This window comes from Nostoc cf. commune SO-36 (assembly GCF_023734775.1).
In the GTDB taxonomy this organism is placed as follows: domain Bacteria; phylum Cyanobacteriota; class Cyanobacteriia; order Cyanobacteriales; family Nostocaceae; genus Nostoc; species Nostoc commune_A.
Genome location: NZ_AP025732.1, coordinates 2,464,895 through 2,486,874, shown reverse-complemented (window position 1 = coordinate 2,486,874; position 21,980 = coordinate 2,464,895). Strand labels below are relative to the sequence as shown.

Genomic DNA, 21,980 nt, shown 5'->3' with positions numbered 1-21,980 from the left:
TAACTCCTAACTCTTGTACAGACGCGATTCATCGCGTCTGTACTCCTAATCAGGCAGTCACCGCAGCACCTTTATAAGCTTCCTCAGCCACTTTTGCTAAACGTTGCATGGCAGTGGCAATTTCCTCGTCGCTGCCGGTAAGACTGATGCGGAAGCATTGGTGCTTGTGCGCCCATTCTTCCTCTAAACCGGGGAAGAAGCTACTTCCTGGGACAATAATCACACCTACTTGCTTAAGTTGCTGGTAAAATTCCCAATCACTGATGGGTAAATCTTGTAACCACAACCAAGCAAAAATTGCTCCTTCACCGCGATGGAGGAACCAAGGTAAATTCTTGGGCATCGCTTGTTCTAAGCTGGTTTCTAAAACGGTAAATTTATTTTGGTAAAAGGGACGGATGACAGTATGAGAAATTTCTACTAAACCACCAGAATTAATTGCATAAGCTGCGATCGCTTGGCCGTAACGTGAAGAATGGAGACTAATATTTGCCTGAAAGCACTCCAGCACTTCAATCCACTTTTCATCCCCAATGGCAATACCAATTCTTTCTCCTGGTAATCCCGCTTTCGATAAACTCATGCAGTGGAGAATATTATCACCAAACACTGGTGTCATTTCGGTAAAGTTTAATGCTGGGAAAGGAGGCGCATAAGCCGAGTCAATTAACACGGGTAGATTGTAAGGCGCAGCTAGGGCAGCAATCTTTTTCACCTCGTCATCCGTGAGGACGTTACCAGTAGGATTACAGGGGCGAGAGAAGAGAACACAACCCGTCTTTTCTGTAATCGTAAGTTGGCTGAAGTCGGGGCGATATTTAAATCGGTGGGCAGCTGCATCGATATCAAGAGTCGGTTTATAGGCTTTTAGGGCTTTTGGCACTAAGCAAACACCGCCATAACCTGTGTAGTCAGGGCTAAGAGGCAAAACAATTTGTTTTAACTCGCCGCTAGGGGTGTAGCCACCAAACGTATTTGCAGCGTAGAAGTAGAGAGTTTGACTGCCGGGGGTGATGAGGATATTGCGATCGCTTAAGTTTAACCCGTAGCGTTTGTTAAAGTCGTTAGCGATCGCTTCAACAAATGGTGCATAACCCTGACTTGAACCGTAGCGACAAACTACCTCACCATATTCTGGGCTAGAAAGAAGCTGTGCAGTACAATCCCGCCATAATTGCTCTACTTCTGGCAAAATCAACGGATTACCAGCACTCAAATTAATAAACTGCTGCCCTGCACCCCCTCGTAATGTTTCGATAATATCCTTCATAATTGCTCTGACGCCAGTCAGGTTGGACATTTGAGCGCCAATTTGAGTTAGGGCAGGGTTCATAAGCTGTAACAAAATGTATTAATTGAGAGGTGGACAAATTATTTGGGGATTGCTCTGCTGATATCCAGTTTACATCGTTGTCAAAACAGCTGTTGCCGCCTTTAACCAATCTCAGTAGACCGAAAACTTCTGCGATATAAGCTAAATGGGCGAACCTACCGTACCCTTAGTAGTCTGAGTTGCATAACTAATATTACGTCGCTGCACCATTGTTCTAGCTGTTAACTCCGTAGAATTATTGTGCAATGGTAATCCCGTGAAAAGTCAGAGGATTAAGACAGGCCGTAGAGTGATCGCCCTGGAAAATTATCTAAGTAGACTCCTCTAGGTCGAGTTCAGGATAATGGTGCTTAAAACGTGTTCATCAGGTTATAGCGGATACAGGTAACAGCATTATATAAAGCTTTCATGAACTTAATTGTTGCTTGAGCAGAGATGTCTTCATCTGTGGTACAGTTTTTTTACTTTTTCGATTGCACCGATAATCACTCACATAAAAAACTTTTCGCCAAAAAGCTAGGCTTTTGCCGTATCAAGAGAGCCAAATTCTTAATTTTGGATAAAGTCGAGCTAAGAGTGTGTTTAAAAAGTTCTGAGAAGTAAAATGTTACGGCATGAAGTTCATCACCCACTCCATGAAAGTCCTAAAATTGTTACAAGGAATGTAAAAGTGATAAAGATGAAGTTTAGAGGATGGATGGCTGTTTTTATCTATTGTTGTTGTATTGTTATAATGACAATAGTAATAGTTTCAATTGTTCAATTAAACACTACTATTAAAGGATATAGTATTCCTGTAGGAATTATTTCCTCAGCATTTATATCAATGATTCCTATAGTCTTTAAGCCTTTGAGGGAAGATATTCAAAATTTTATAATAAAAGAAATTTTAGTGGGTTCTAGGGTCTGTAGATTCTTAGTTGTTGGCATTGGTGGAGTTGGTAAAACTAATTTAATTAAAAGGATGTTAGATAAAAGATTTGTACCCGAATCAACTACAGTAAATACAATATTCTATCAAAAGTATTATGAACCATTTGAAGAACAAAACATAGATATCAAAAAAGGATGTTATACAAAATTCTTAGATTATAGAGGACAAAATATTTCTGATATTCTAGTTGAACCTCCTGAACAATTTTTTGGTGAACCAAGTAATAGATTAGTTAACATAGTTTTTCTTGTTGTGGATTTTTTTGATTTCCAGTATGTTGCTAACACAGGAAAAACATCTGATCAACAACAAGATGAGTTCATTGAGCAATGCAAAAAAAATACTTACCAACTTATTGAACAAAGAATAAATGAGCATTTGAACAGAATATTTACTCCAGAAACTTTACAATGTATATTGAAAGCTACGTGTAGCAGAGAAAATTTGTTTTCTATAAAAATAATAGTTAGTAAAATGGACTTGTTAGAAAAGATATGGGATCGTGGATATTTAAAAGATGTAGCTTCAGGTAAAAGTATAGAAGAATTTGCATTTAGTGTTTGTAATAAGTTGCTTGAAAGATTAAATCAGGCTGTAATAAATACTGAAATTACACAAGGAAAAGATATAATAAACCTTGGAAAAAAAATTACACCTTCAATCGAACTAATTACTTCTAATACTAAAGGAAATTTCGCAGCAAACATTCGCGAGCTTTATGTAAAAGAAGTGGACACATATTTATACAAATTTTCACGCTAAGAACAAATTTTATGGCAGATAAGTATCGTCGTAGCGATCCTGAATATTCCTTCAGTATTCCTGAAAAAAACTATACAAGAAGGCAACCCATTTTATACACAATTATTCTAATTCTAATTACTGCAAATATTTTCACTTTTTTCATAGAAGAAAGTAGAATCAATCAATCACAAAAGAAAAATAACGATAACATTGAAAAACTAAACGAAAAATTAAACAATCAAAATAAAAATATATGTGAAATGAATAATGTTATCTCAAATTTTAATACAAAAGAGAAGGAAAAACTTAATACTATTTTGGAAAACTTAAAAAACAATTCAACTTTACCTCCAGAAAGATGCCAGAATTTCCCTCGCTAGCAGAAACAGAAAGGGACTTCCAAGAAATAAACTATTCCATTAACAATAATGATAATATTTCTCGTTATAGTGGCGATCGCGCTTAGTAAATACTGATGAAGTAACACAAAAGTTTATCATGTGTTCAATGCGTGTGAGGAAACTGGGGAGTAAAGAAGAGAATAGGTTACAGGGTACAGATTATTCCCTATCACCTGTCACCTATCCCCTAATCCCAATGACAAATGACAAAACTATACAGGAGGGCTGATGTTGCAAGTTAAAGCAGCAGTAGCTTACAGCGCAGGTAAGCCGTTGACAATTGAAACCGTTCAACTATCGGGGCCAAAAGCCGGCGAAGTGTTAGTTGAGGTGAAAGCAAGCGGGGTTTGCCATACCGACGCCTTTACCCTATCTGGTGACGATCCTGAAGGTTTATTTCCGGCTATTTTGGGACATGAAGGTGCTGGTGTGGTAGTGGAAGTAGGCGCTGGTGTCACCAGTCTCAAACCAGGGGATCATGTGATTCCTCTCTACACTCCCGAATGTCGCCAGTGCGAATATTGTTTGAGTTTCAAAACTAATCTTTGTCAAGCCATTCGTCTAACTCAAGGACGCGGTGTTATGCCCGATGGCACTAGTCGCTTCAGCATTGATGGGCAGATGATTCATCATTATATGGGTACATCCACTTTTGCTAACTATACAGTACTGCCAGAAATCGCCCTGGCAAAAATTCGGGAAGATGCCCCATTTGATAAAGTTTGTTACATTGGCTGCGGTGTGACTACTGGTGTTGGTGCAGTCATCAATACTGCCAAGGTGGAACCTGGCGCAAATGTTGTGGTTTTCGGCTTGGGTGGTATTGGTTTAAATGTCATCCAAGCGGCGCGGATGGTAGGGGCAAATATGATTGTCGGGGTGGATCTTAATCCCAGCAAACGCGCCTTGGCAGAAAAGTTTGGTATGACGCACTTTGTTAATCCTCAAGAAGTCGAGGGTGATTTAGTTCCCTATCTGGTTGATTTAACAAAAGGTGGTGCTGATTACAGTTTTGAATGTATCGGTAATGTCAAAGTTATGCGTCAAGCATTAGAATGCTGCCATAAAGGTTGGGGTGTCAGTGTGATTATTGGTGTTGCTGGTGCTGGACAAGAAATTAGTACTCGTCCTTTTCAACTAGTAACTGGACGCGTTTGGAAAGGTTCAGCATTTGGCGGCGCTAGAGGACGTACAGATGTGCCAAAAATTGTTGATTGGTATATGCAAGGTAAGATAAATATTGATGATTTAATTACCCATGTAATGCCCATTGAGAAAATCAATGATGCTTTTGAATTGATGCACAAAGGTGAATCAATTCGTAGCGTGGTGACTTTCTAATTCGTAATTCGTAATGACGCGACGCTCCTGCGTCGCTAACGCTTCGCTATCGCGGACTCGCTACCGCTACGCTAACGTAATTCGTAATTCATGCCTGATGCTGATGTAAATAAGTAGGTGGGCGGGGAAATTTATCACTATGTCATTGCGTACCGCCAAGGGCGGAAACCGCAGGGTACGGAGCAACGCGGAGTGAAGGAATCGCAAGGCTTTTAAGTGATTTACCTTTTGTAATATAGTTGGATTTATTTGTGCCTACCTACTTAGTCCTGTTCCAGATAAGATTTAAATCTCTATCTGAAACATAATTATGAATTTTGAAATTATATAGACACTACAAATCTGAAAAACAGCAAAAAACGGATGAAAAACTTGTATGAAGCAGACTTTTACAGTTGGACTCAAGAACAGGCTAACCTTCTGCGTCATCACCAATGGAACAAGCTTGACTTGCCCAATTTAATTGAGGAAATTGAATCTTTGCGAAGAAAGGAACGCCAAGAATTGAGAAATCATCTTAGTATATTAATTGGACATTTGCTCAAATGGGAATATCAACCAAATCAACGCAGCCGTAATTGGTTGGCAACAATTAGAGTACAACGACGAGAAATTATCAAATTGTTGAGCGAGAATCCAAGTCTGAATCCTTACCTTGAAGAAGCACTCCAGGAATCACATCAGAATGGTAAGGATTTAGCATCAGGAGAAACAAATTTGCCACTTTCAACTTTTCCCCAGCAATGTTTATATCCTTTTGAGGAAATTCTGAGCGATCGCTTCTATCCGGGTGAGTCTGCCACAGATGATTTAATGGATTGACTCCCCGGTTAAAAGACGCAAGTCGCAAAATTCGTTAACTTGATAATACTCCATCAAAGTATCGATCAATTTCTGCTGTCAGTATTTCAAAGTCTACAGGCTTGGTTAAGTGGCATTTAAAACCAGCCTGAAGTGCAAGCTGCCGATCCTCCTGGCTACCGTAGCCGGTAAGCGCAATCAAAATTGAGCGATTAAATTTGGAGTCTTTACTAAGTTCTTGTGCAACGGCAAATCCATCCATTTCGGGAAGCCCGATGTCACAAATAATTACATGAGGCTCAAATTTCTTTGCAAGTTCTACCCCTAAAATTCCATTCTTGGCAATGGAAACCTCATGCCCAAAATGCTCAAGTACTGCTTGTAATGTTGTGGCTGAATCGTCGTTATCTTCGATGACTAAAATCTTCAACGATTTTTTAGCCTCTTCTATAATCTCCGGGTCGTTATGCCAAGCTGTAATCTCTTCGCATACAGGAAGAGTAACTTTGAATTCTGCTCCCAAATTGATTCCTCTACTTAAGGCTTCAACATTACCACCATGAAGTTCCACAAGACTTTTTACTACTGAGAGTCCCAAACCTAGCCCGCCTCTGGAACGATCTAAACTGCGATCAGCCTGGGTGAACGGCTCGAATAGTTCTGGTAATATTGTCGGCTCTATACCTATGCCTGAATCTCTTACAGATAAAACCGCTACAGTACCTGAGCCATTTTCACCTGGAATAAATGAGATATCCACCCAGATCGTTCCATTTGGCTTAGAAAACTTTAAGGCGTTATCAAGAAGGTTCCCAAATATTTGGAAGAACCGTGTCGGGTCAGCATAAGCCCACAGAGGCGTGTTTGGTAGGTTTTGTACTACGCTAAGGTTCGATTTTTTGATTGCTTGTGCATGGTCATTGAGACTTTGGCGAACCAATTCCACCAAATTAACCTTTTCAAGGTTTAGTGAAATCTTCCCATAAGTGATGGATGATACGTCAAGTAACTCATCGATCAATTTCGAGAGGTGCTTAATCTGGTGTTGCATCATTAAAACTGTTTCTCCGACTGCACCAGTCTGTCCTAACTTCAACTTGAGAAGCTGAACGCCGTTGGAAATAGGGGCAACGGGATTTCTCAACTCGTGAGCTAGCATGGCAATGAATTTGTCTTTCAGGGCGTTTTGGTGCGTCAATTTCTGGAAAAGTTGAACGTTTGCGATCGCAACTGCTGTAGTGTCGGTCAAAATCTCAAGTAGTCCGATCTCTTCCGGTGTGGCTTGGTGTTGTGTACTCCAGTAAGCTCCGATCGCACCCAGTGGATCAGCAATCCGTATGGGAACCATCACTAAACTTTTGACAAAAGTTACTTTGTAAGCCTCAATCGGAATTCGCGCATCCTGGTAAATGTCCTCAATCACGGCTGCTTGTTTATTCAGCATTGCCCAACCGGAGATGCAAGACTTGAGCGGAAAACGCATACCTTTCCAAAGTGGGCCGATGGCGTTTTCATCTACATAGTGGCAACATTCGCCATCCCGCAGTACAAAAGTTACTCCATCAGCATTGGTGAGATCGCGAGCAGCCAAACGTACAATCTCAATAATTTCCTCTATAGTCCGCACACAAGCCAAATCCTTCACAACCGAAAGTAGCCTGTTGTAAGACGAAATGTTATAGCTCTGAGGTAAAGTTTCTTCTGAAAAAATGGAGGTTTGTAATATATTTGTCATAAAAGACTCCGAACAAAAGGGATGTCTGTATGGAAATTCAGGTAAAGCGAGTAGGTTTCAGCAGACACTTACTCTTAACCGTAATCTTAACTCTGATATTGAGACCATAATCTCTTAACGCATTTTTTACTCCTTTATTTAAGTGTATAAATCTTTGGAAGTTACTGAGTAAGTATTCAGTATCGCCTGTAGGGAAAAATGTTATATCAATTCTCTAAAATCTATGCAAGCTAATGAATCAACTGTAGGGGCGCATGGGTGTCGGCTTAAGCCAAAACTCTTTTAAAACCTCGTTTCCAGTCTCTGGCTGGAAATGCTGCTCCTGGGGCTGCTGCCGCAACTCAAGAGGTGGAACCTCAACGACGAGCATTCCCCGTCAGGAGACTGGGAACGAGATAAACCCTGATGAAAATTGTTCCAGTTCTCAGTTCAACGCAGACAAATTATTTGGCGATCGCTAAATAATACTCAAATCGCTCCCGGAGTTGTTCAACTGTCAAATTTTGAGTCCAGTATTCCACTAGGGCGTGACCAAATGCCCAGGCGTTGCGGTCGGGTGAAGCGGAGTTTTCTAGCAGTAGCGGCCAGAGCGATCGCAATTCAAAGTTGAGCGGGTTAGAGTTAGCTGTATTTAAGAGCGAGAAAAGCTCATATCCCATTTGCAGTTTGCCAATCACAAGCGGCAACTGTTCCACGGGAATTTGCTCTGCCAGCATATATGCTAGGGCTGGAGATCCGGTTGAGAACGTAGAAATAAACTGGAGGACGGGACTTTTGAGCAATGATGTTAGTCCCTGTGTTGTCGCCATTTGGAAGGTGTAGTGGTCGATGATTTTGGCGGCGGCGACGGTGCGGGCTTCTAGATTACGCAAAAAACGGGCGAGACGCAGTTGCTTAGTAGGCGCGATCGCATCGACTAATCCCAACGATAGCGCCTCCACTCCCCAAGCAATTCGATTTGTTTTGCTGTCACTTGTAACCACGGGTAAAACTAGATTACAGAAGTTTCCCAGCAGTTTGGTACGATACTCAGTAGCTTCTCGAATGGCAATTTCCTTGGGACGATTGCCCCATTCCCAATCATAAGGGGGTTGCCACTCGCGGATGGGACGCAAACGATCTACTTGGGTGACGATCGCGATCGCAGGTAAATCTGTAACTTCTGTTTTGATGTCTTGCAAAAAGTCCACATCCATTTGCAGGGCAGGATCGAGGGCAGGGGTGACTAACAGCAGCAAATCTGCGTCAATGGCATAATCAAGCACCAAATTTCGGAGATCGGCACGGTTTACTTGTTCATAACCAGGTGTATCCAAAAGCGTTAGGATTTCCCCACCTTCAGTCTGCCATTGATAATTTTGAATGCGATCAGTACTGGGTAAAACATCAACGGCTGCGAGATCCGCCTGAAATAGCGTGTTAATCAGGCTACTTTTTCCCGATCCCGTGCGCCCAACCAGGAGAATATTTACGGGTTTTTGCTCAACCGCCTCGGCTGGTTCAGCTTGAGTTAAGATTTCGCGGAGGGTTTGGGTTTTTGCCTTGGGTAGAGTTGGTGTAGAGACTACGGTTGCGGAAACTGGTAATGTGCTACGTCCGTAAAGAGCGATCGCTTGCTGACATAAGTTTCTCAGGGCAGCTTCTCGAAATAACTGGCTTAAATTTCCCAACAATTGCTGAGTTGCCTGGTTACTAGAACCCTGACTGACTTGTTTTGCCACCGCAGCCACCGGATTTAAAACCCACTGTGCCCAGTTCCAAACACGCCAGAATTTCCGAGCCGATGGCTCCAACTTTCGGTAGACTTCATATCCTTGGTATGCTTGTCCAACTGTCACCTGATTGAGGATTGGAGATAACTTTTGCATCCACTGATCCATATCATCCACTGTTCCGCGAATCAGCCCGTAAGCTTGGGGGACGTAGATATTCAGCAGGGGATATTGAATTTGCGGATTGTAGATATGAGCGATCGCTACAACTAAATCCTGGCATCGCGTCCAAAAAGTTTGCCAATCTTCCCAAATGGGGCGATCGCTTTGTGCTGTTTGCAGAATTTCTTGAAGTGCTATTTCTGCAAGCTTTGTGGCATCACTTCCCACTGGTAACTCTACTGTATCTTCTGCCGTCGATTCCAGTTCTTCGCGGACTTGGGCTAATACAGCTTCAACTTGGTTAACAGCTGGTTGAGTCCATTTGACCAATAGCCAACGCCAACCCACGAATAGAAGGGTAAATACACCCCAAATCCAACTAATGCCCCACGTATGAATTTGCGAACCGGCGGATATCAGTAAGAAAATAATGATAAACGCGATCGGGATTGCTAAAACGACCCACTGCCACGGTTTTAATCGCACCATTGCCCCATACCTGCTTTGGCTATATTTCTTATTCTCTTATTGTCAATCTAATAGTTCTTTGATCAATGGTAGATTGATCGACTGGGAAAGTTGGAGATATTTTAGTTGACGAGTTATGTCTTGGGCGACTTGTTCACCAGGGACTTTTGAGCTAGATGAATGAGTCTTTGAACTCCGTGAATCAGTCTTTGAGGTGGATTAATGAGTATTAAAGGTGGATTAATGAGTATCTGAAGTGGATTAATGAGTATCAAAGGTGGATTAATGAGTATCAAAGGTGGATTAATGAGTATTAAATGGCGATCGCTTTTACCCCTGATGGCAAAACTCTCTTCAGTAGTGGCTATGAAAAGATAGTTAAACAGTGGGATATTAAAACAGGCATCTGTTCTGAATACTTGGCCAGCGATCGCCCAACGTTAACAAGCAATTGTTTTTCCTTTATCCCTTTTGTTCAATGACTGTCAACTTTCGCTAAATTGGAAAAAGGTAAACTTAAGGAAATTTTAAATGTCAGCACAATTGTTACTGGTGGATGATGAACCAGGGATACGGGAAGCCGTGAAAGACTATCTGCAAGAGAGCGGTTTCAGCGTTCAAGTCGCCAGTAACGCCCTTGAAGGTTGGGAATGGATGCAACTGAATACACCTGACCTAGTGATTTCCGATGTGATGATGCCTCAAGTGGATGGCTATCAATTCCTGAAGCAACTACGAGAAGACCCCCGCTTCCAAGCACTCCCGGTAGTATTTTTAACTGCTAAAGGTATGACAGGCGATCGCATCCAAGGTTATCACGCTGGTGTTGATGCCTATTTACCCAAACCCTTTGATCCAGATGAGTTAGTGGCCATAGTCGAAAATTTACTCGCCCGCCGCGCCGCCAAGGCCGCAAGTACCGGAGATGACGCTGAAACCCCTGATCTTGCCGAACTAGCCAATCAGATTGCCCAAATTAAAGCATTGTTAACTCAAAGAAATGCTATTTCCCAATCGCCAGCCCCTTTTAAAATTGATCTGACACCGAGAGAACAAAGTGTTTTAAATTTGGTCGCAGAAGGGTTGATGAATAAAGAAATCGCCCGTCGCTTAGAAACCAGCGTCCGCAATGTAGAAAAATACGTCAGTCGTTTATTTAGTAAAACCGGCACTAATAGCCGCACAGAGTTAGTTCGTTTTGCTCTAGAACACGGTCTTGCTAAATAGTTATTGGGAATTGAGAAGCGGCAGAGGGGCAAGGGGGAGAATATATTACTCTTTCCCCTCTGCTCCCTATACGGTTCGGATAAGCAGGGGAGGCAGGGGGTGCAGGGGAGGCAGGGGAGGAAAGAGAATTATTAAACAATTTCATCTTCCCCTGCTTCTCTTCTCCCCCTGCTCCCCCTTCTCGCCTCAACAGATAACTTTGTTAACCAAACCGTATTGCCTCTGCTCCCATGACCCTGGGTAATTAGTAATAGGTAACTGGCTGCTAAACCATGAACTATTACAAGTAATAGATAAAACATAAGTATTTCAGCAAATCAGGCACTTAGCTAAAGCAAAAGCTAAAAGAAAGGTTATTTATTTTTACTTTGGTCTTTTAGATTTTCATTTGATTCGCGCCTGCTGTCCAATTCCCCATCTGTAAAGACACAGGGTTTTGTTCTTCCGGCAATGTTGTGATAAAAACTCGGTAAAATGCACCCGGCTGAATTTGCTCTCAGATTCTACCAGTACCCTTTGCTACAAAGTTTTTAATAGCGGAAACTGTTCCTGGGACTTTGTGCTGCTAAATAAGACATTTATAAAGTAGAAATCACAATATTTCATGAATTCTACTTACTGCTTAGTTTTATGCCAACGGGGTATGAGATCAACATTTGATTTGATGCCCAATTCACATTTTTCACTACTTAAATTACACCTTTAAGTTTGAGGATTTTCAGCAACATTACGCAAGCGCATTAGCTGACGTCGCATTTGAGGTGAGGCTTTAAACTCAGATACTTCCTGCGCTTTAACGGACGCTTGTAGCGTCTCTAGAAAGTCATCAGAACCTTCAGTTAAAGCATCAAGTAGCACCTGTAAGAGCTGCTCGCGATCGCTCAATAGACTCTTTTCCTCAATCAACCGGAATTTGAGATGGATTTCGCACTCATAAACACCTACTTCGAGATTATTTATCTGGCGTGGTAATGCTTTGGAGTTCATAACTATTGAGATTCCTTTACTTGGTTGTCATGAGGGTAAGGAGGTAGATGTCCAGCAAAAATTCTTTATATCTCTTTTGAATCCAAAGTGCTTGAATTAAGAATTTTTCTTCATCAATCACCTTTGTATTCCATTTCACTCTCCTGTGTTTTATTTACAAGCTAAACTTTCCCTGTCTAAATTCGGATGTCTCTGTGCCAGATGTAGCTTATGGTAAGCCATAACTATTATTCAGTTTTTAAGATTCTACACAATAAAGTTTCTGTAAGAAGTTGCCCAACCTTTTTAAAGGTTTTTACATCAACTTTATGTTGCCGTCAACAACAGTTGAACTTGTTACTCTAATTTTGGTGTTTATACGTAAGTAAAATCGCGTAATTTTTTTGAATTTATTATAGCCAGAGGTCGATGTAGCCTGATTCAGTAAAATTACTATATGTACGTTTTTTTCAATATAAAAATCAGGAGAAATTGATAAACATAATTATTAATGTAAAAACATTTTGTTCTTCCTAAAAAAAAGTACACAGATCAAATTATTCCTACGAAATGCTTTGTAGTAGCGGGTTTTGGGCTTTATGGGTGCAAAATTTTTGGTAGTAAGTAAGATTATTACACCGAAAAAAAATACTTAACCCAAAAATTTTTACAGAAAAATATTTTGACTACTGTCAGTACTAGCAACTAATTGTATCTTCAACTCATAACAGAGGTAGCAAGAAAATCAGTACAGGTGATATTTTTACTTATGCCCATTCAATATACCCTTTTGAAACTGTGTTCAAAGCTTGTAAATTGAGAGCATCTAAGCTCAGATATAGCGTTTACAATAATTTCAGTGTAATCCACCCAAATCTTACACCCTCTTATGGATAACCCGATGCTGCTCAAGTCCACAACCCGGCATGTCCGCATTTTTGCAGGTGAAATTGACCGGGATGGCGAACTGATTCCTAGTCAACAAGTCCTAACGTTAGATATTGACCCAGATAACGAATTTAATTGGAATGAAGATGCGCTGCAAAAAGTTTATCGAAAATTTGATGAACTCGTAGAAGCATCTAGTGGGGCAGACCTCACAGACTATAACCTACGCCGTGTGGGATCAGACTTAGAGCATTATCTGCGATCGCTCCTGCAAGGCGGCGAAATCAGCTACAATCTTTCTGCCCGTGTTACCAACTACAGCATGGGAGTCCCCCAAGTTGCAATTGACGACAAATAAGCGAATGAGTTGGTAATGGGCTGACTGAATCCCTCTGACTTCTGATGTCATCTGGAAAAGCCCGCGAAAATCCTAACCCCTTAACCCCCTTTCCGTGTCGGGAAGGGGGAAAATAAAAACTCTCTCTTTTTCGGCTACGGTGTACATTACATCTTTGTCTAAAACCAAAATCGTTGACGATTCCCGTAAATTCCCCTTGAAAAAAGCGACTTTGAAGGGCAAGCCACTTGATTTGTCAGCTACTTCTGCCAAAATTATATTTCCTATTCTTAATTCTTAATTCTTAATTAAAGTTAATTGTTGCTATCCTACTTATAAACTAAATAAATACCAAGATTATCTGCCTCTTAATGATGGGGTAATTTAGCAAAAACAAATAGCACAGTTATGGTTGGGTTATGCTTTGGTAACAGAGTTGGAGTTAGTTGCTTTGGCGATGAAGAGTCACAGAGCAATAAAAGCTATGATGAGGCTGTAGGGTTGACTTGGGGGCGTATTCTTTGGATAAGTAAGTATTAGCACCTGCTTATATCCGCCAGCTAAAATCATCATCTAAACTCTGGGTATGTCAAGTTTAAGAAAGATGAGCGGTCTAGATTATCCCTACTAATGTTATTAAAGAAATTGCCAATCGCTGATCGGTGCGAAAACTATGGAAAATGACGCGGCAATCTACTGTCCAGACGAAAATTGTCAGGCTCCCAACCCCCTGACTAATAAGTTTTGCCAGCAATGTTCCACGCCCCTACCCAAAAATTACCTCTGGGCTGTGGTAGATAGCCCAAGTTTGGGTAGCCCTGGAGAAATATTAGCCGATCGCTATCTAGTTGTTGATAAATTTGTTCTTTTAGATACGAAGCCTGGTTTATTAGCCCTAACCCTTGAGTTAGATAATTTACAGCCTCTAAGAGCTTACCTGAGACTCATTCCCTACCGCTTACACGTACCGCAGGTATATGGAGTGCTTTTTCTAACTGACGGGCCCTCCCATCGAGAAGTATTACTCTTAGAAAAACCGCCAATATTAGTAAATAACACAATCCAGCAAGTGAGTTTGTGCAGCGAGTTAACCACCGCTTGGCGTGATGCAACATCGATGCGCCAACTCAATTGGTTATGGCAAATAGCTCATCTGTGGCAACCTCTTACAAGTGAAGGTGTCGCCTCCAGCTTACTTGACTCTTATGTATTGCGGGTAGAAGGCTCATTAGTACGTTTGTTGGATTTGCGTTTCGACGATGAAAGATCACCAGAATTGCCCCAATTAGGTGAATTTTGGCAACAGTTAGTACATGAAGCCAAACCAGCAATAACGGAATTTGTTAATGAGGTTAGCCGTTCGTTGATTCAGGGAGAAATTCACTCAACCGAGCAATTAATCGCAGTTTTAGACCAGGGACTGGCTGGGTTAGGGCGATCGCAAACGCCTACGATCCAAATTATCACCAAAACCGACACCGGGCCAAGTCGCCAACGTAACGAAGATGCCTGTAGTCCACCCAGTGGGACTTTGGTAAGCAAACCACCCCAGCCAACAGCCTTGGCAATTGTCTGTGATGGCATCGGTGGCCACGAGGGCGGCAATGTCGCCTCAAATTTAGCCATTGAAACGATCCAGCAGCAGGTACAGCAACTAACAAAAGTTCCTTACGATCACATAGACCCCTCACTACTGCTTAGTGATCTAGAAAAAGCAGTGGCAATTGCCAATGACAAAATTAGTCAGCGCAATGACGGTGAAAATCGCCAAGGGCGGCAGCGTATGGGCACAACTTTAGTTATGGCATTGCCTGTTGCTCATGAAATGTACATTACCCACGTTGGCGATAGTCGTGCTTACTGGATTACACGCCACGGCTGTTATCAAGTTACCCTTGATGATAATGTCGCTTCCCGCGAAGTGCGGCTAGGTTATGCTATTTACCGCGAAGCTGTGCAACAGAGTGCTGCTGGCTCTCTCGTCCAGGCTTTGGGCATGGGGCCTAGCAATTCATTGCATCCGACATCGGGACGATTTATGCTCGATGAAGATGCAGTTTTTCTGCTCACCTCCGATGGTTTAAGTGATTTTGATCGGGTGGAGGAGTACTGGGAAACAGAAATCTTACCAATTCTGCGTGGAGAAGCAAATATAGCAACTGTTGCCGATAGATTAATCGAAATCGCTAATACTAAAAATGGACACGATAATGTCACCATCGCTTTAGTTCACTATCAAGTCCAATACTGGGAACCAGAAATCACGATCAAAGCAGTGATTCCAGAGAGTTATTCTGCCAAAAGTGTTAATTTAGCATCTAAAGCGACAGATGCGACACTTTTAGGTAGCCCAAACCATAAAACTCAGGTGATTCCAGACACTGAGCCTGTCAAAGCTCGCCAATTACCGCTACAGTGGATAGTTCCGTTAATATTTGTGGTAGCAGCAGGTTCTTTAGGATGGTACGTGAGGCAACTGCGATCGCAATCATGGCGATTTCCAGTTTTTTCCAATCCATTACAAACTCAAAATCCTATCATCGAAGCGACACCCGCACCGCGATCGCTTGCTAACTTGTCTCCTGGTTGGGTAATTAAAACCAACAATGAAATCTCCTTGGGAAACAACCAATCACTTCCCCGTGGGACTTTTTTAGAAGTTATTGAGAAAAAATCAAACCCCAATATTACTTCGGGAGATTTTTTAGTATCTATGCGAGTCTGTGCCAATAAAAGTACACAAACTCCAGCTAATACTAATAAACCAGCCGTAACTACCTCAGTTCCACCAAATTCTAAAGTTTTGCCAGCAACAGAGAAAACAGTATTGCTAGACTTATCCCAACTCAACCGTTTTGGCGATGTTTTACAATCAGATACAGCAAATCCATGTAGAACTGTCACGCAACCGCCAGTTATTGAACCACCTGATACCAGCCCAAGTTAGTCAAATACTCGATAAACTGGTAGAAACCTGAAATAATAACAGGTAACAATCAGAGTAAAACACTTACAAGGTCAAAAAAATAGAAAATTTTTACCTTGGAGAATTTTATCAAAACAGAATTCAGGAGTCGGGAGTCAGAATCCAGAATGAATTGTGTACGATTGGTGGATAGCGACGCGGAAAGCGAGTCCCGCGAACGTCTGAATAACCGAGTTCAAAACCCCCACCGTGTCTCTGATTTGGTGCAAAACAATTAATGCTGGGTTTAAATCCCCCACTCATTTATTCTGAATTCTGGCTTCTGAATTCTTCTCTTGAAATTATTTGTTTTTAGCTTTTAGTTTAGTGAATCCATGCCATCCCTGAATTTGGCGATCGCCCGTCTTCTAAACACTGGCACTGACAACTTCGCCATCTGGGTGGTCAAGGCTCCCTATCCCAGTGGCTACGTTTTACGTGACTGTGTATGGCCCGTTGAACTGACCCAAGCCTGGCAAGAATGGCAACAGATGTTTGCTGGTCATGGTCGCTTAGATATTCCCCCAAACTCAACTCAAAAGTCCAACCCATTCCCCGTAGATTGGATTTTACCCACTTCAGGTCAGACCACTAGCCCCTACAGCAGTCGTCTGATGCAATACTTGGGAATGAATTTATGGCGTTGGGTATTCGACGGACAAATTCTCGGTAGTTTAGAACGCAGTCGCGGGATTGCGATGGGTCAGGATACACGTTTGCGCTTTCGACTAGAAATTCGTGACCCGGATCTGATCGCTTTTCCTTGGGAAATTATGCAGCGTGAGCCTGGTCAATCGGCTATGTCTCTTTCTCAAGATTTACTATTTAGTCGCACCAGCACTGAAGTTGACCCCTTACCCTATTTGCGAACTGACCAAGCTTTAAGTATCTTGCTGGTTTTAGGTCATGATGACAAGCTACAACTAGAACAAGAAGCCGCTATTTTACAGCAAAGTCTTGCGGATACGCGGGTCGGTGGTAATTCTTCAAGATATGCACCTTGTATAGTACATAAACTCTTACAACCAACTCCACAAGAGTTGATTCAAGAATTAGAAAGCAGATCGTACAATGTTTTCTTTTACGCGGGGCATGGTTTGCCAGACCCAGACGGGGGATTACTGTTTTTGCGACCAGATATGCCCCTCAATGGCATAGAATTGGCGCAAGTGTTGACCCGTACAGGTGTGAAACTAGCGGTTTTTAACGCTTGTTGGGGCGCACAACCAGCTGCAATTAATAATCAAGCCATACCTGCCAGCAGTTTAGCAGAAGTCCTAATTCGTCATGGTGTACCTGCGGTTTTAGGAATGCGCGATGAAATTGCTGATCATGAAAGCCACAGTTTTATTCAAGCCTTTACCGAAGCTTTGCGATCGCACAAGCCAATTGATGAAGCCGTAGCACAGGCTAGACAAGAGTTATTAACACTGTATAAATTTAATCAACCTGCTTGGACTTTGCCTGTTCTCTACCTGCATCCAGATTTTAATGGCGAACTCATTAAAAATATGGATGAAGGTATTACAGAACTACCAGATACAGCCATTCCTGATGTAGGTTCTCCGGTTTTGACTGCAACTTTGCGATCGCTTGCTCCCAAAGGCAAAACTTGGTTATTGCATTATGGAGTTAGCCGCATCGGTCGCACGAAAGACAATGATATTGTCATCCCCGAACCATCTGTATCCAAACGCCATGCGGAAATATTCTGCCGCAATACTCTTACTGATGCTACATTAGTGCGAACTTATTACTTGCAAGATTTTTCCACCTACGGGACAACCTGGTTTTTAGGCCCTAATGGTTGGCAACAAATCCTCCGAGAGGAAGTCCCGTTGAAATCGGGAATGCAGTTAAAGTTTGGAAGTGCTAGAGGTGAAATCTGGGAGTTTGTTATTGAAGACTCATAGCAAAGCTGTTGCGTAAATGAATTTTTATGTTAAGGGGCATCAGCCTTTAAAATATGCTTTTTTGAGAGAAAAAAATCAACATTTTTTGCGGAAATCTCCTCTGAGAACTTGTAGCTGTCAATACCACCAAATAATCGTGAGGTTAGAAAATATGGCTAATAAGATTAACGGCTCGGACACTTTCTCTCCTTTGCCATCTCAAATAGATTTAGAGTTATTAGAAGCATTACTAGAACCAGAGGATGCTACTTATCCCTGGAATCCAGCAGATGAGGAATCAGAAGCTTATTTTCAGGAACTAGAACAACAGTTCGGAATGCAAGATTTGCTTGATGAAGAACTGACAACGCGATCGCAAGATTTTTATAGCCATCTAGACGCACTTTGGTCTGGGGTTACTTCTACGTCAGAGGATAATGACAATCAGCAACAGGCAGTGGTGCTTAATCTTCAAGAAACACTACGTGCTACTTTTTCCGCCTGTGTCCCCCAAACATTACTTAACAGCATCGCCACCAAAGCTGCTGAGATATTTGCTGCTCGTCAATTAATCAGTGAGCAACTGGTTGAGTGTGTTCAGACAGTACTACCAACTTGGGAAACAGAGGATCTTTTAGTTTTGGCTCGTCCTTTTGCCTACGCTATGCGAAGTAGCGAATCGCAAAACACCGCATTTGCACTTAATAATCTCAAAAATAGCGAGTGGACAGCTTTATCAGAAATAGAGCAAGCGAAGGTTACTTTAGCGATCGCTTCTTATGCTTTTATTCAACTCAATAACTCTGAGTCTGAATTATGAATGGGGAATGGGGAATAGGGAGTAGGAGTAGAGAAAGCTAAAATTTTCATCGTTACCTGCGCTTTCCTGTAACACTGCTCAAGGCATCTCTTATCAAAGATGCTGATTTCCCTTATGCAGAAGCGCTAAGAAATAAGTCGAAAATTAAGACTCTTACAACAAGTTAAACATCTTTATTTTTTAAGTAATAATCTCCCATAGTAGATATAGAATAGGCTGATTTTCAAAATAAGCCATCTATCCCAAGAGATAAATATTCAAGGATTGGGCATTGATTGTTCTTACTCATCTTCTCCTGCTCCCTATGTTTTATTTTGGCCCCAAAAATCGGGTAGCAAAATTTTGCGATCGCGTCGGTGAAAGTGCCCGGGCTTTGAGAATTGCTGCCATCAAAAAGGCGTAAGATAACACCCCAACAACTACCAGCAGCAAGGCATTTATTGATCCTGTAGCATTCCACAGAGCATGGAGCGCAGAGGCACTAAGATAACCAATAGAAAGAATTTGCCAACTTCTACTAGGTTTGAGAACAGCCAAGCCGATAAAATAACCCAGGTAGCCACTATAAGCCATGTGTCCGGCTACAGAGCCTAAAATACGTGGAATTAGCAGTTGTAAACCTGCCAGTTGACCAGCAGCGCCTATACCAACTTGTTGCGTGACATTTTGAGTAATATCTGGCACATACTGACCGAGAGTTTCTAGCAGAGTAAAGCCCACAGCAGAAGCTGTTCCTAAGAGAATACCATCTAGAGGTTCCCAAACCCCTATACGTTCCCGCCAAGGTGAAGACGATATTCTACCGATAGCAAAGGCCCCTAATATAGGTAATGCCTTAAGTAATTCCTCCATCATCCCAGCGCCAAAAAACATCCGTACCAGCAACTCTGTAAAGGTGATAGATTCTTGAGGCGTGGGCAAGCTTCCAGGTAGGATGCCGCGAAAAAAGAAGATAAATAGATCCAGCAGGGGACTGAGCAAAATCAGCGTCGTACTTATTGCCGCAGCCATTAGCACCCACCAAGGTTTCTGTTTGCCGCAAAGTTGGTAAACAAAATAGTAGGCGGCGAAGGCGATGTAAGTTGCGACGATCACTTGATTAGCTTGGGGGCGACCGACTGTAGCAAACATCAGCACCACAAAGATTACAGTCAGTATTCCGGGTATGAGGTAAGCTTTTCGAGTTAAATCTTTACCAGTGGAAATAATTGGAAAAAGCTGCGTGAAGCTAACATAATCTGGCTGCTTTAATTGCGTGTGGCCGTGGTAGTTCGTCGCCGAAGGCAGTGGTACAACTTGGTTCACTGTCGTCGCCGGGGTAATTGAGGTATACTCGTACTCAAAAACGTATTGTGGCCCATCAGCACCTAGAGAAATGCGATCGCCTGGGTGCAATTCCTGACATTCATACAAGCGTTGTCCATTCAAATAAGTGCCATTAGCACTATTTAAATCACAAAGCACCCAGCTAAATTTGCTATCTGGGGATAGCGAGAGGGGACGAACCACTGCATGACGACGAGAAACCATCCGGTACGTCATGGCATCCAAGACAACTTGGCAGCTGGGGTCGCGTCCAATGACCATTTCTTTACTGGGGGGCAGCGAGTAGCGAGATTCGGCTCCAAAAGTTGCCCCATTACCAGACACTAGCCGCAGAAATGCATTATGTCTTGCGTTTTTGCCTGTCATCGATAAGAAGTGCGTTTCTAAACTAATTCTTCACATAACTTGGCGGCAGGACTAACCTTAGCCACATTAACAGCAGCATTGCTAAATCCACTATAGCTTCACTTACTGCTAAGAAATTTAAAATTCTCGATGCAAACTTTTAAATTGTTTCACCTAATGTAAATAAGTATTCCATCTAGTGAGACTTTGTTCTAAACCTAGCTTGTTAGGCGGATAAATCAGATTGTATCAGTACTGTACTTTTGATTTGAGGGCGGCAAGTTAACAAAGCGTAATGCACACTACAGATTTTTTTTGTTAGTGACTATTGACTAATTAAAGCAGATGAAATTCTGCGATCGCTCTCTTAAAGTTTTTGTTTTCATGCCCTGGGTGGCTAAGTTTAATCAAGGCGAAACGCTGTAAGGGGGTTAAAGATGCCCAATTTTGCTGTGTCAGGGTTACACCTAATTCTTGAGCTTTTTCCTGGATGTTGGCTGGTACAGTAGCAGAGTCTAGCCATGCAGGATGAGCCTCAATGGGCAATTTTGTCGCTGGTGTACCTGTGCGTTGTATGATTAATTGCTGGATATGCTCTTGATAAAACTTAATTTCTGTTTCTGTAGTGCAAGGTAATTCGACTAAAGCTTGACGCTCGGTTGTAGTCATTTGATTCCAATCAGACAGTTTTAGTTTGATCCCACAGGTATCTAATTTGCAACGCACCTGCATGGGGATGCAACGCAGTGAATCAACAAAGTCTGCTTCAAATTCAAAGAAATCTGTCATAAAATTTTTTTGAAAATTCAAACATTCAAAATTAAAGGTTTTTAATTATCGATTATTAATTAAAAACAAGACCTAGCTAAAACACAGTTTAGGCTCCTCTTAAGTATCAACAACTATACTATAATTATATGCAAAGAGATCAGATTAGCTTATTTCTAACTAAATTTTTGCTAGTGAAAGCTGACTATGATAATACTTTAATAATTTTTGGAATTACTGAGACGAATTATCAAATAACTAATTGATAGGGCGAGAATAGCAATTCCTAAACCAATTATATCAATACCTCTAACTTTTTCTAAGTCAAGAATAATAATTTTTCTAGCAACAGCAATTAAAGATGTGACAATAACTAATTCAACTTGAAAAACGTGTCTTCGTAAATAAGCTGTGATATTTTCTAAAATCTCTAAAGCAATTAGAACGTTTAAAAATAACCCAAAAATTTTATATAATGTTGTGTTAAATTTGGCATAAGGCGCTGTAAATAGTTCTTTAAAAATAAATATTCCTAAATCCCCGATCGCTACCAAAATTACGATTACCATAAAAATAGATAGAACTTTAGAAACTATCACTTCTATGTTTTCAATGATGTGCATGAAGTTCTCATCTTTGGTAGCCCCTAGAATTTCCCTCAGTAACTTTCTCATAATGCTGCACCCGATTTTTAAATAAAATAAAATCCCATAGATAAATCTAGAGGATTAAAGTAATTCGTAATTCGTAATGACGCTCGCGGACTCGCTACCGCTACGCTAACGTAATTAATTGCAACTCTTAAACCTGTCAAA

17 protein-coding genes are annotated in these 21,980 nt (G+C 41.6%); 10 read left to right on the top strand and 7 right to left on the bottom strand.

Annotation, left to right across the window (positions count from 1 at the left end; all coding sequences use genetic code 11):
- Positions 1-49: 49 nt before the first annotated feature.
- Positions 50-1,333, bottom strand: coding sequence for a valine--pyruvate transaminase (locus ANSO36C_RS10860; protein ID WP_251959540.1), 1,284 nt, complete (start codon positions 1,331-1,333; stop codon positions 50-52).
- 733 nt (positions 1,334-2,066) lie between these two features.
- On the opposite strand from ANSO36C_RS10860, the gene ANSO36C_RS10855 reads away from it, so the two are divergent.
- The 4 genes from ANSO36C_RS10855 (at position 2,067) to ANSO36C_RS10840 (ending at position 5,575) form a co-directional block, all read left to right on the top strand.
- The gene (locus ANSO36C_RS10855) at positions 2,067-3,029 is read left to right on the top strand and encodes a hypothetical protein (protein ID WP_251959539.1); all 963 of its coding nucleotides are present in this window, start codon (positions 2,067-2,069) and stop codon (positions 3,027-3,029) included.
- An 11-nt stretch (positions 3,030-3,040) separates the two neighbouring features.
- Positions 3,041-3,391, top strand: coding sequence for a hypothetical protein (locus ANSO36C_RS10850; protein WP_251959538.1), 351 nt, complete (start codon positions 3,041-3,043; stop codon positions 3,389-3,391).
- 252 nt (positions 3,392-3,643) lie between these two features.
- Positions 3,644-4,753: an S-(hydroxymethyl)glutathione dehydrogenase/class III alcohol dehydrogenase gene (locus ANSO36C_RS10845; RefSeq protein ID WP_251960301.1), complete on the top strand. Its 1,110-nt coding sequence runs from the start codon at positions 3,644-3,646 to the stop codon at positions 4,751-4,753.
- A gap of 363 nt (positions 4,754-5,116) precedes the next feature.
- The gene (locus tag ANSO36C_RS10840) at positions 5,117-5,575 is read left to right on the top strand and encodes a DUF29 domain-containing protein (RefSeq protein ID WP_251959537.1); all 459 of its coding nucleotides are present in this window, start codon (positions 5,117-5,119) and stop codon (positions 5,573-5,575) included.
- 34 nt (positions 5,576-5,609) lie between these two features.
- On the opposite strand, the gene ANSO36C_RS10835 is transcribed toward ANSO36C_RS10840, so the two are convergent.
- Together ANSO36C_RS10835 and ANSO36C_RS10830 are read right to left on the bottom strand one after the other, a co-directional pair.
- Entirely contained in the window at positions 5,610-7,289 is a 1,680-nt protein-coding gene (locus tag ANSO36C_RS10835) for a hybrid sensor histidine kinase/response regulator (RefSeq protein WP_251959536.1), read from the bottom strand.
- Positions 7,290-7,732: 443 nt separating this feature from the next.
- A complete protein-coding gene (locus tag ANSO36C_RS10830; protein ID WP_251959535.1) occupies positions 7,733-9,652 on the bottom strand; it encodes a GTPase family protein in 1,920 nt (639 codons plus the stop codon).
- 296 nt (positions 9,653-9,948) lie between these two features.
- On the opposite strand from ANSO36C_RS10830, the gene ANSO36C_RS10825 reads away from it, so the two are divergent.
- Both ANSO36C_RS10825 and ANSO36C_RS10820 read left to right on the top strand, forming a co-directional pair.
- Positions 9,949-10,113, top strand: a complete 165-nt coding sequence (locus ANSO36C_RS10825) for a hypothetical protein (protein WP_251959534.1) — start codon at positions 9,949-9,951, stop codon at positions 10,111-10,113.
- A gap of 49 nt (positions 10,114-10,162) precedes the next feature.
- Entirely contained in the window at positions 10,163-10,858 is a 696-nt protein-coding gene (locus tag ANSO36C_RS10820; protein ID WP_251959533.1) for a response regulator transcription factor, read from the top strand.
- A gap of 702 nt (positions 10,859-11,560) precedes the next feature.
- On the opposite strand, the gene ANSO36C_RS10815 is transcribed toward ANSO36C_RS10820, so the two are convergent.
- Positions 11,561-11,845 (bottom strand): Npun_R1517 family heterocyst differentiation transcriptional regulator, encoded by a 285-nt coding sequence (locus ANSO36C_RS10815; RefSeq protein ID WP_251959532.1) that lies wholly within the window; start codon positions 11,843-11,845, stop codon positions 11,561-11,563.
- Positions 11,846-12,713: 868 nt separating this feature from the next.
- On the opposite strand from ANSO36C_RS10815, the gene ndhM reads away from it, so the two are divergent.
- The 4 genes from ndhM (at position 12,714) to ANSO36C_RS10795 (ending at position 18,726) form a co-directional block, all read left to right on the top strand.
- Complete coding sequence (gene ndhM / locus ANSO36C_RS10810) at positions 12,714-13,070, top strand: NAD(P)H-quinone oxidoreductase subunit M (protein ID WP_251959531.1); 357 nt, start codon at positions 12,714-12,716, stop codon at positions 13,068-13,070.
- 652 nt (positions 13,071-13,722) lie between these two features.
- A complete protein-coding gene (locus tag ANSO36C_RS10805; RefSeq protein WP_251959530.1) occupies positions 13,723-15,996 on the top strand; it encodes a PP2C family serine/threonine-protein phosphatase in 2,274 nt (757 codons plus the stop codon).
- A 353-nt stretch (positions 15,997-16,349) separates the two neighbouring features.
- Positions 16,350-17,927 carry a CHAT domain-containing protein gene (locus tag ANSO36C_RS10800; protein ID WP_251959529.1) on the top strand — a complete coding sequence of 526 codons (1,578 nt, stop codon included), beginning with the start codon at positions 16,350-16,352 and terminating at the stop codon, positions 17,925-17,927.
- A 151-nt stretch (positions 17,928-18,078) separates the two neighbouring features.
- A complete protein-coding gene (locus tag ANSO36C_RS10795) occupies positions 18,079-18,726 on the top strand; it encodes a hypothetical protein (RefSeq protein ID WP_251959528.1) in 648 nt (215 codons plus the stop codon).
- A gap of 309 nt (positions 18,727-19,035) precedes the next feature.
- Here ANSO36C_RS10795 and ANSO36C_RS10790 read toward each other — a convergent pair whose 3' ends face one another.
- The 3 genes from ANSO36C_RS10790 to ANSO36C_RS10780 form a co-directional block, all read right to left on the bottom strand.
- The gene (locus tag ANSO36C_RS10790; protein WP_251959527.1) at positions 19,036-20,418 is read right to left on the bottom strand and encodes a PrsW family glutamic-type intramembrane protease; all 1,383 of its coding nucleotides are present in this window, start codon (positions 20,416-20,418) and stop codon (positions 19,036-19,038) included.
- A gap of 315 nt (positions 20,419-20,733) precedes the next feature.
- On the bottom strand, positions 20,734-21,186 hold the full coding sequence (locus ANSO36C_RS10785; protein ID WP_251959526.1) for a nitrate reductase associated protein: 453 nt from the start codon (positions 21,184-21,186) through the stop codon (positions 20,734-20,736).
- Positions 21,187-21,383: 197 nt separating this feature from the next.
- Positions 21,384-21,839 (bottom strand): phosphate-starvation-inducible PsiE family protein, encoded by a 456-nt coding sequence (locus tag ANSO36C_RS10780; RefSeq protein ID WP_251959525.1) that lies wholly within the window; start codon positions 21,837-21,839, stop codon positions 21,384-21,386.
- Positions 21,840-21,980: the final 141 nt, after the last annotated feature.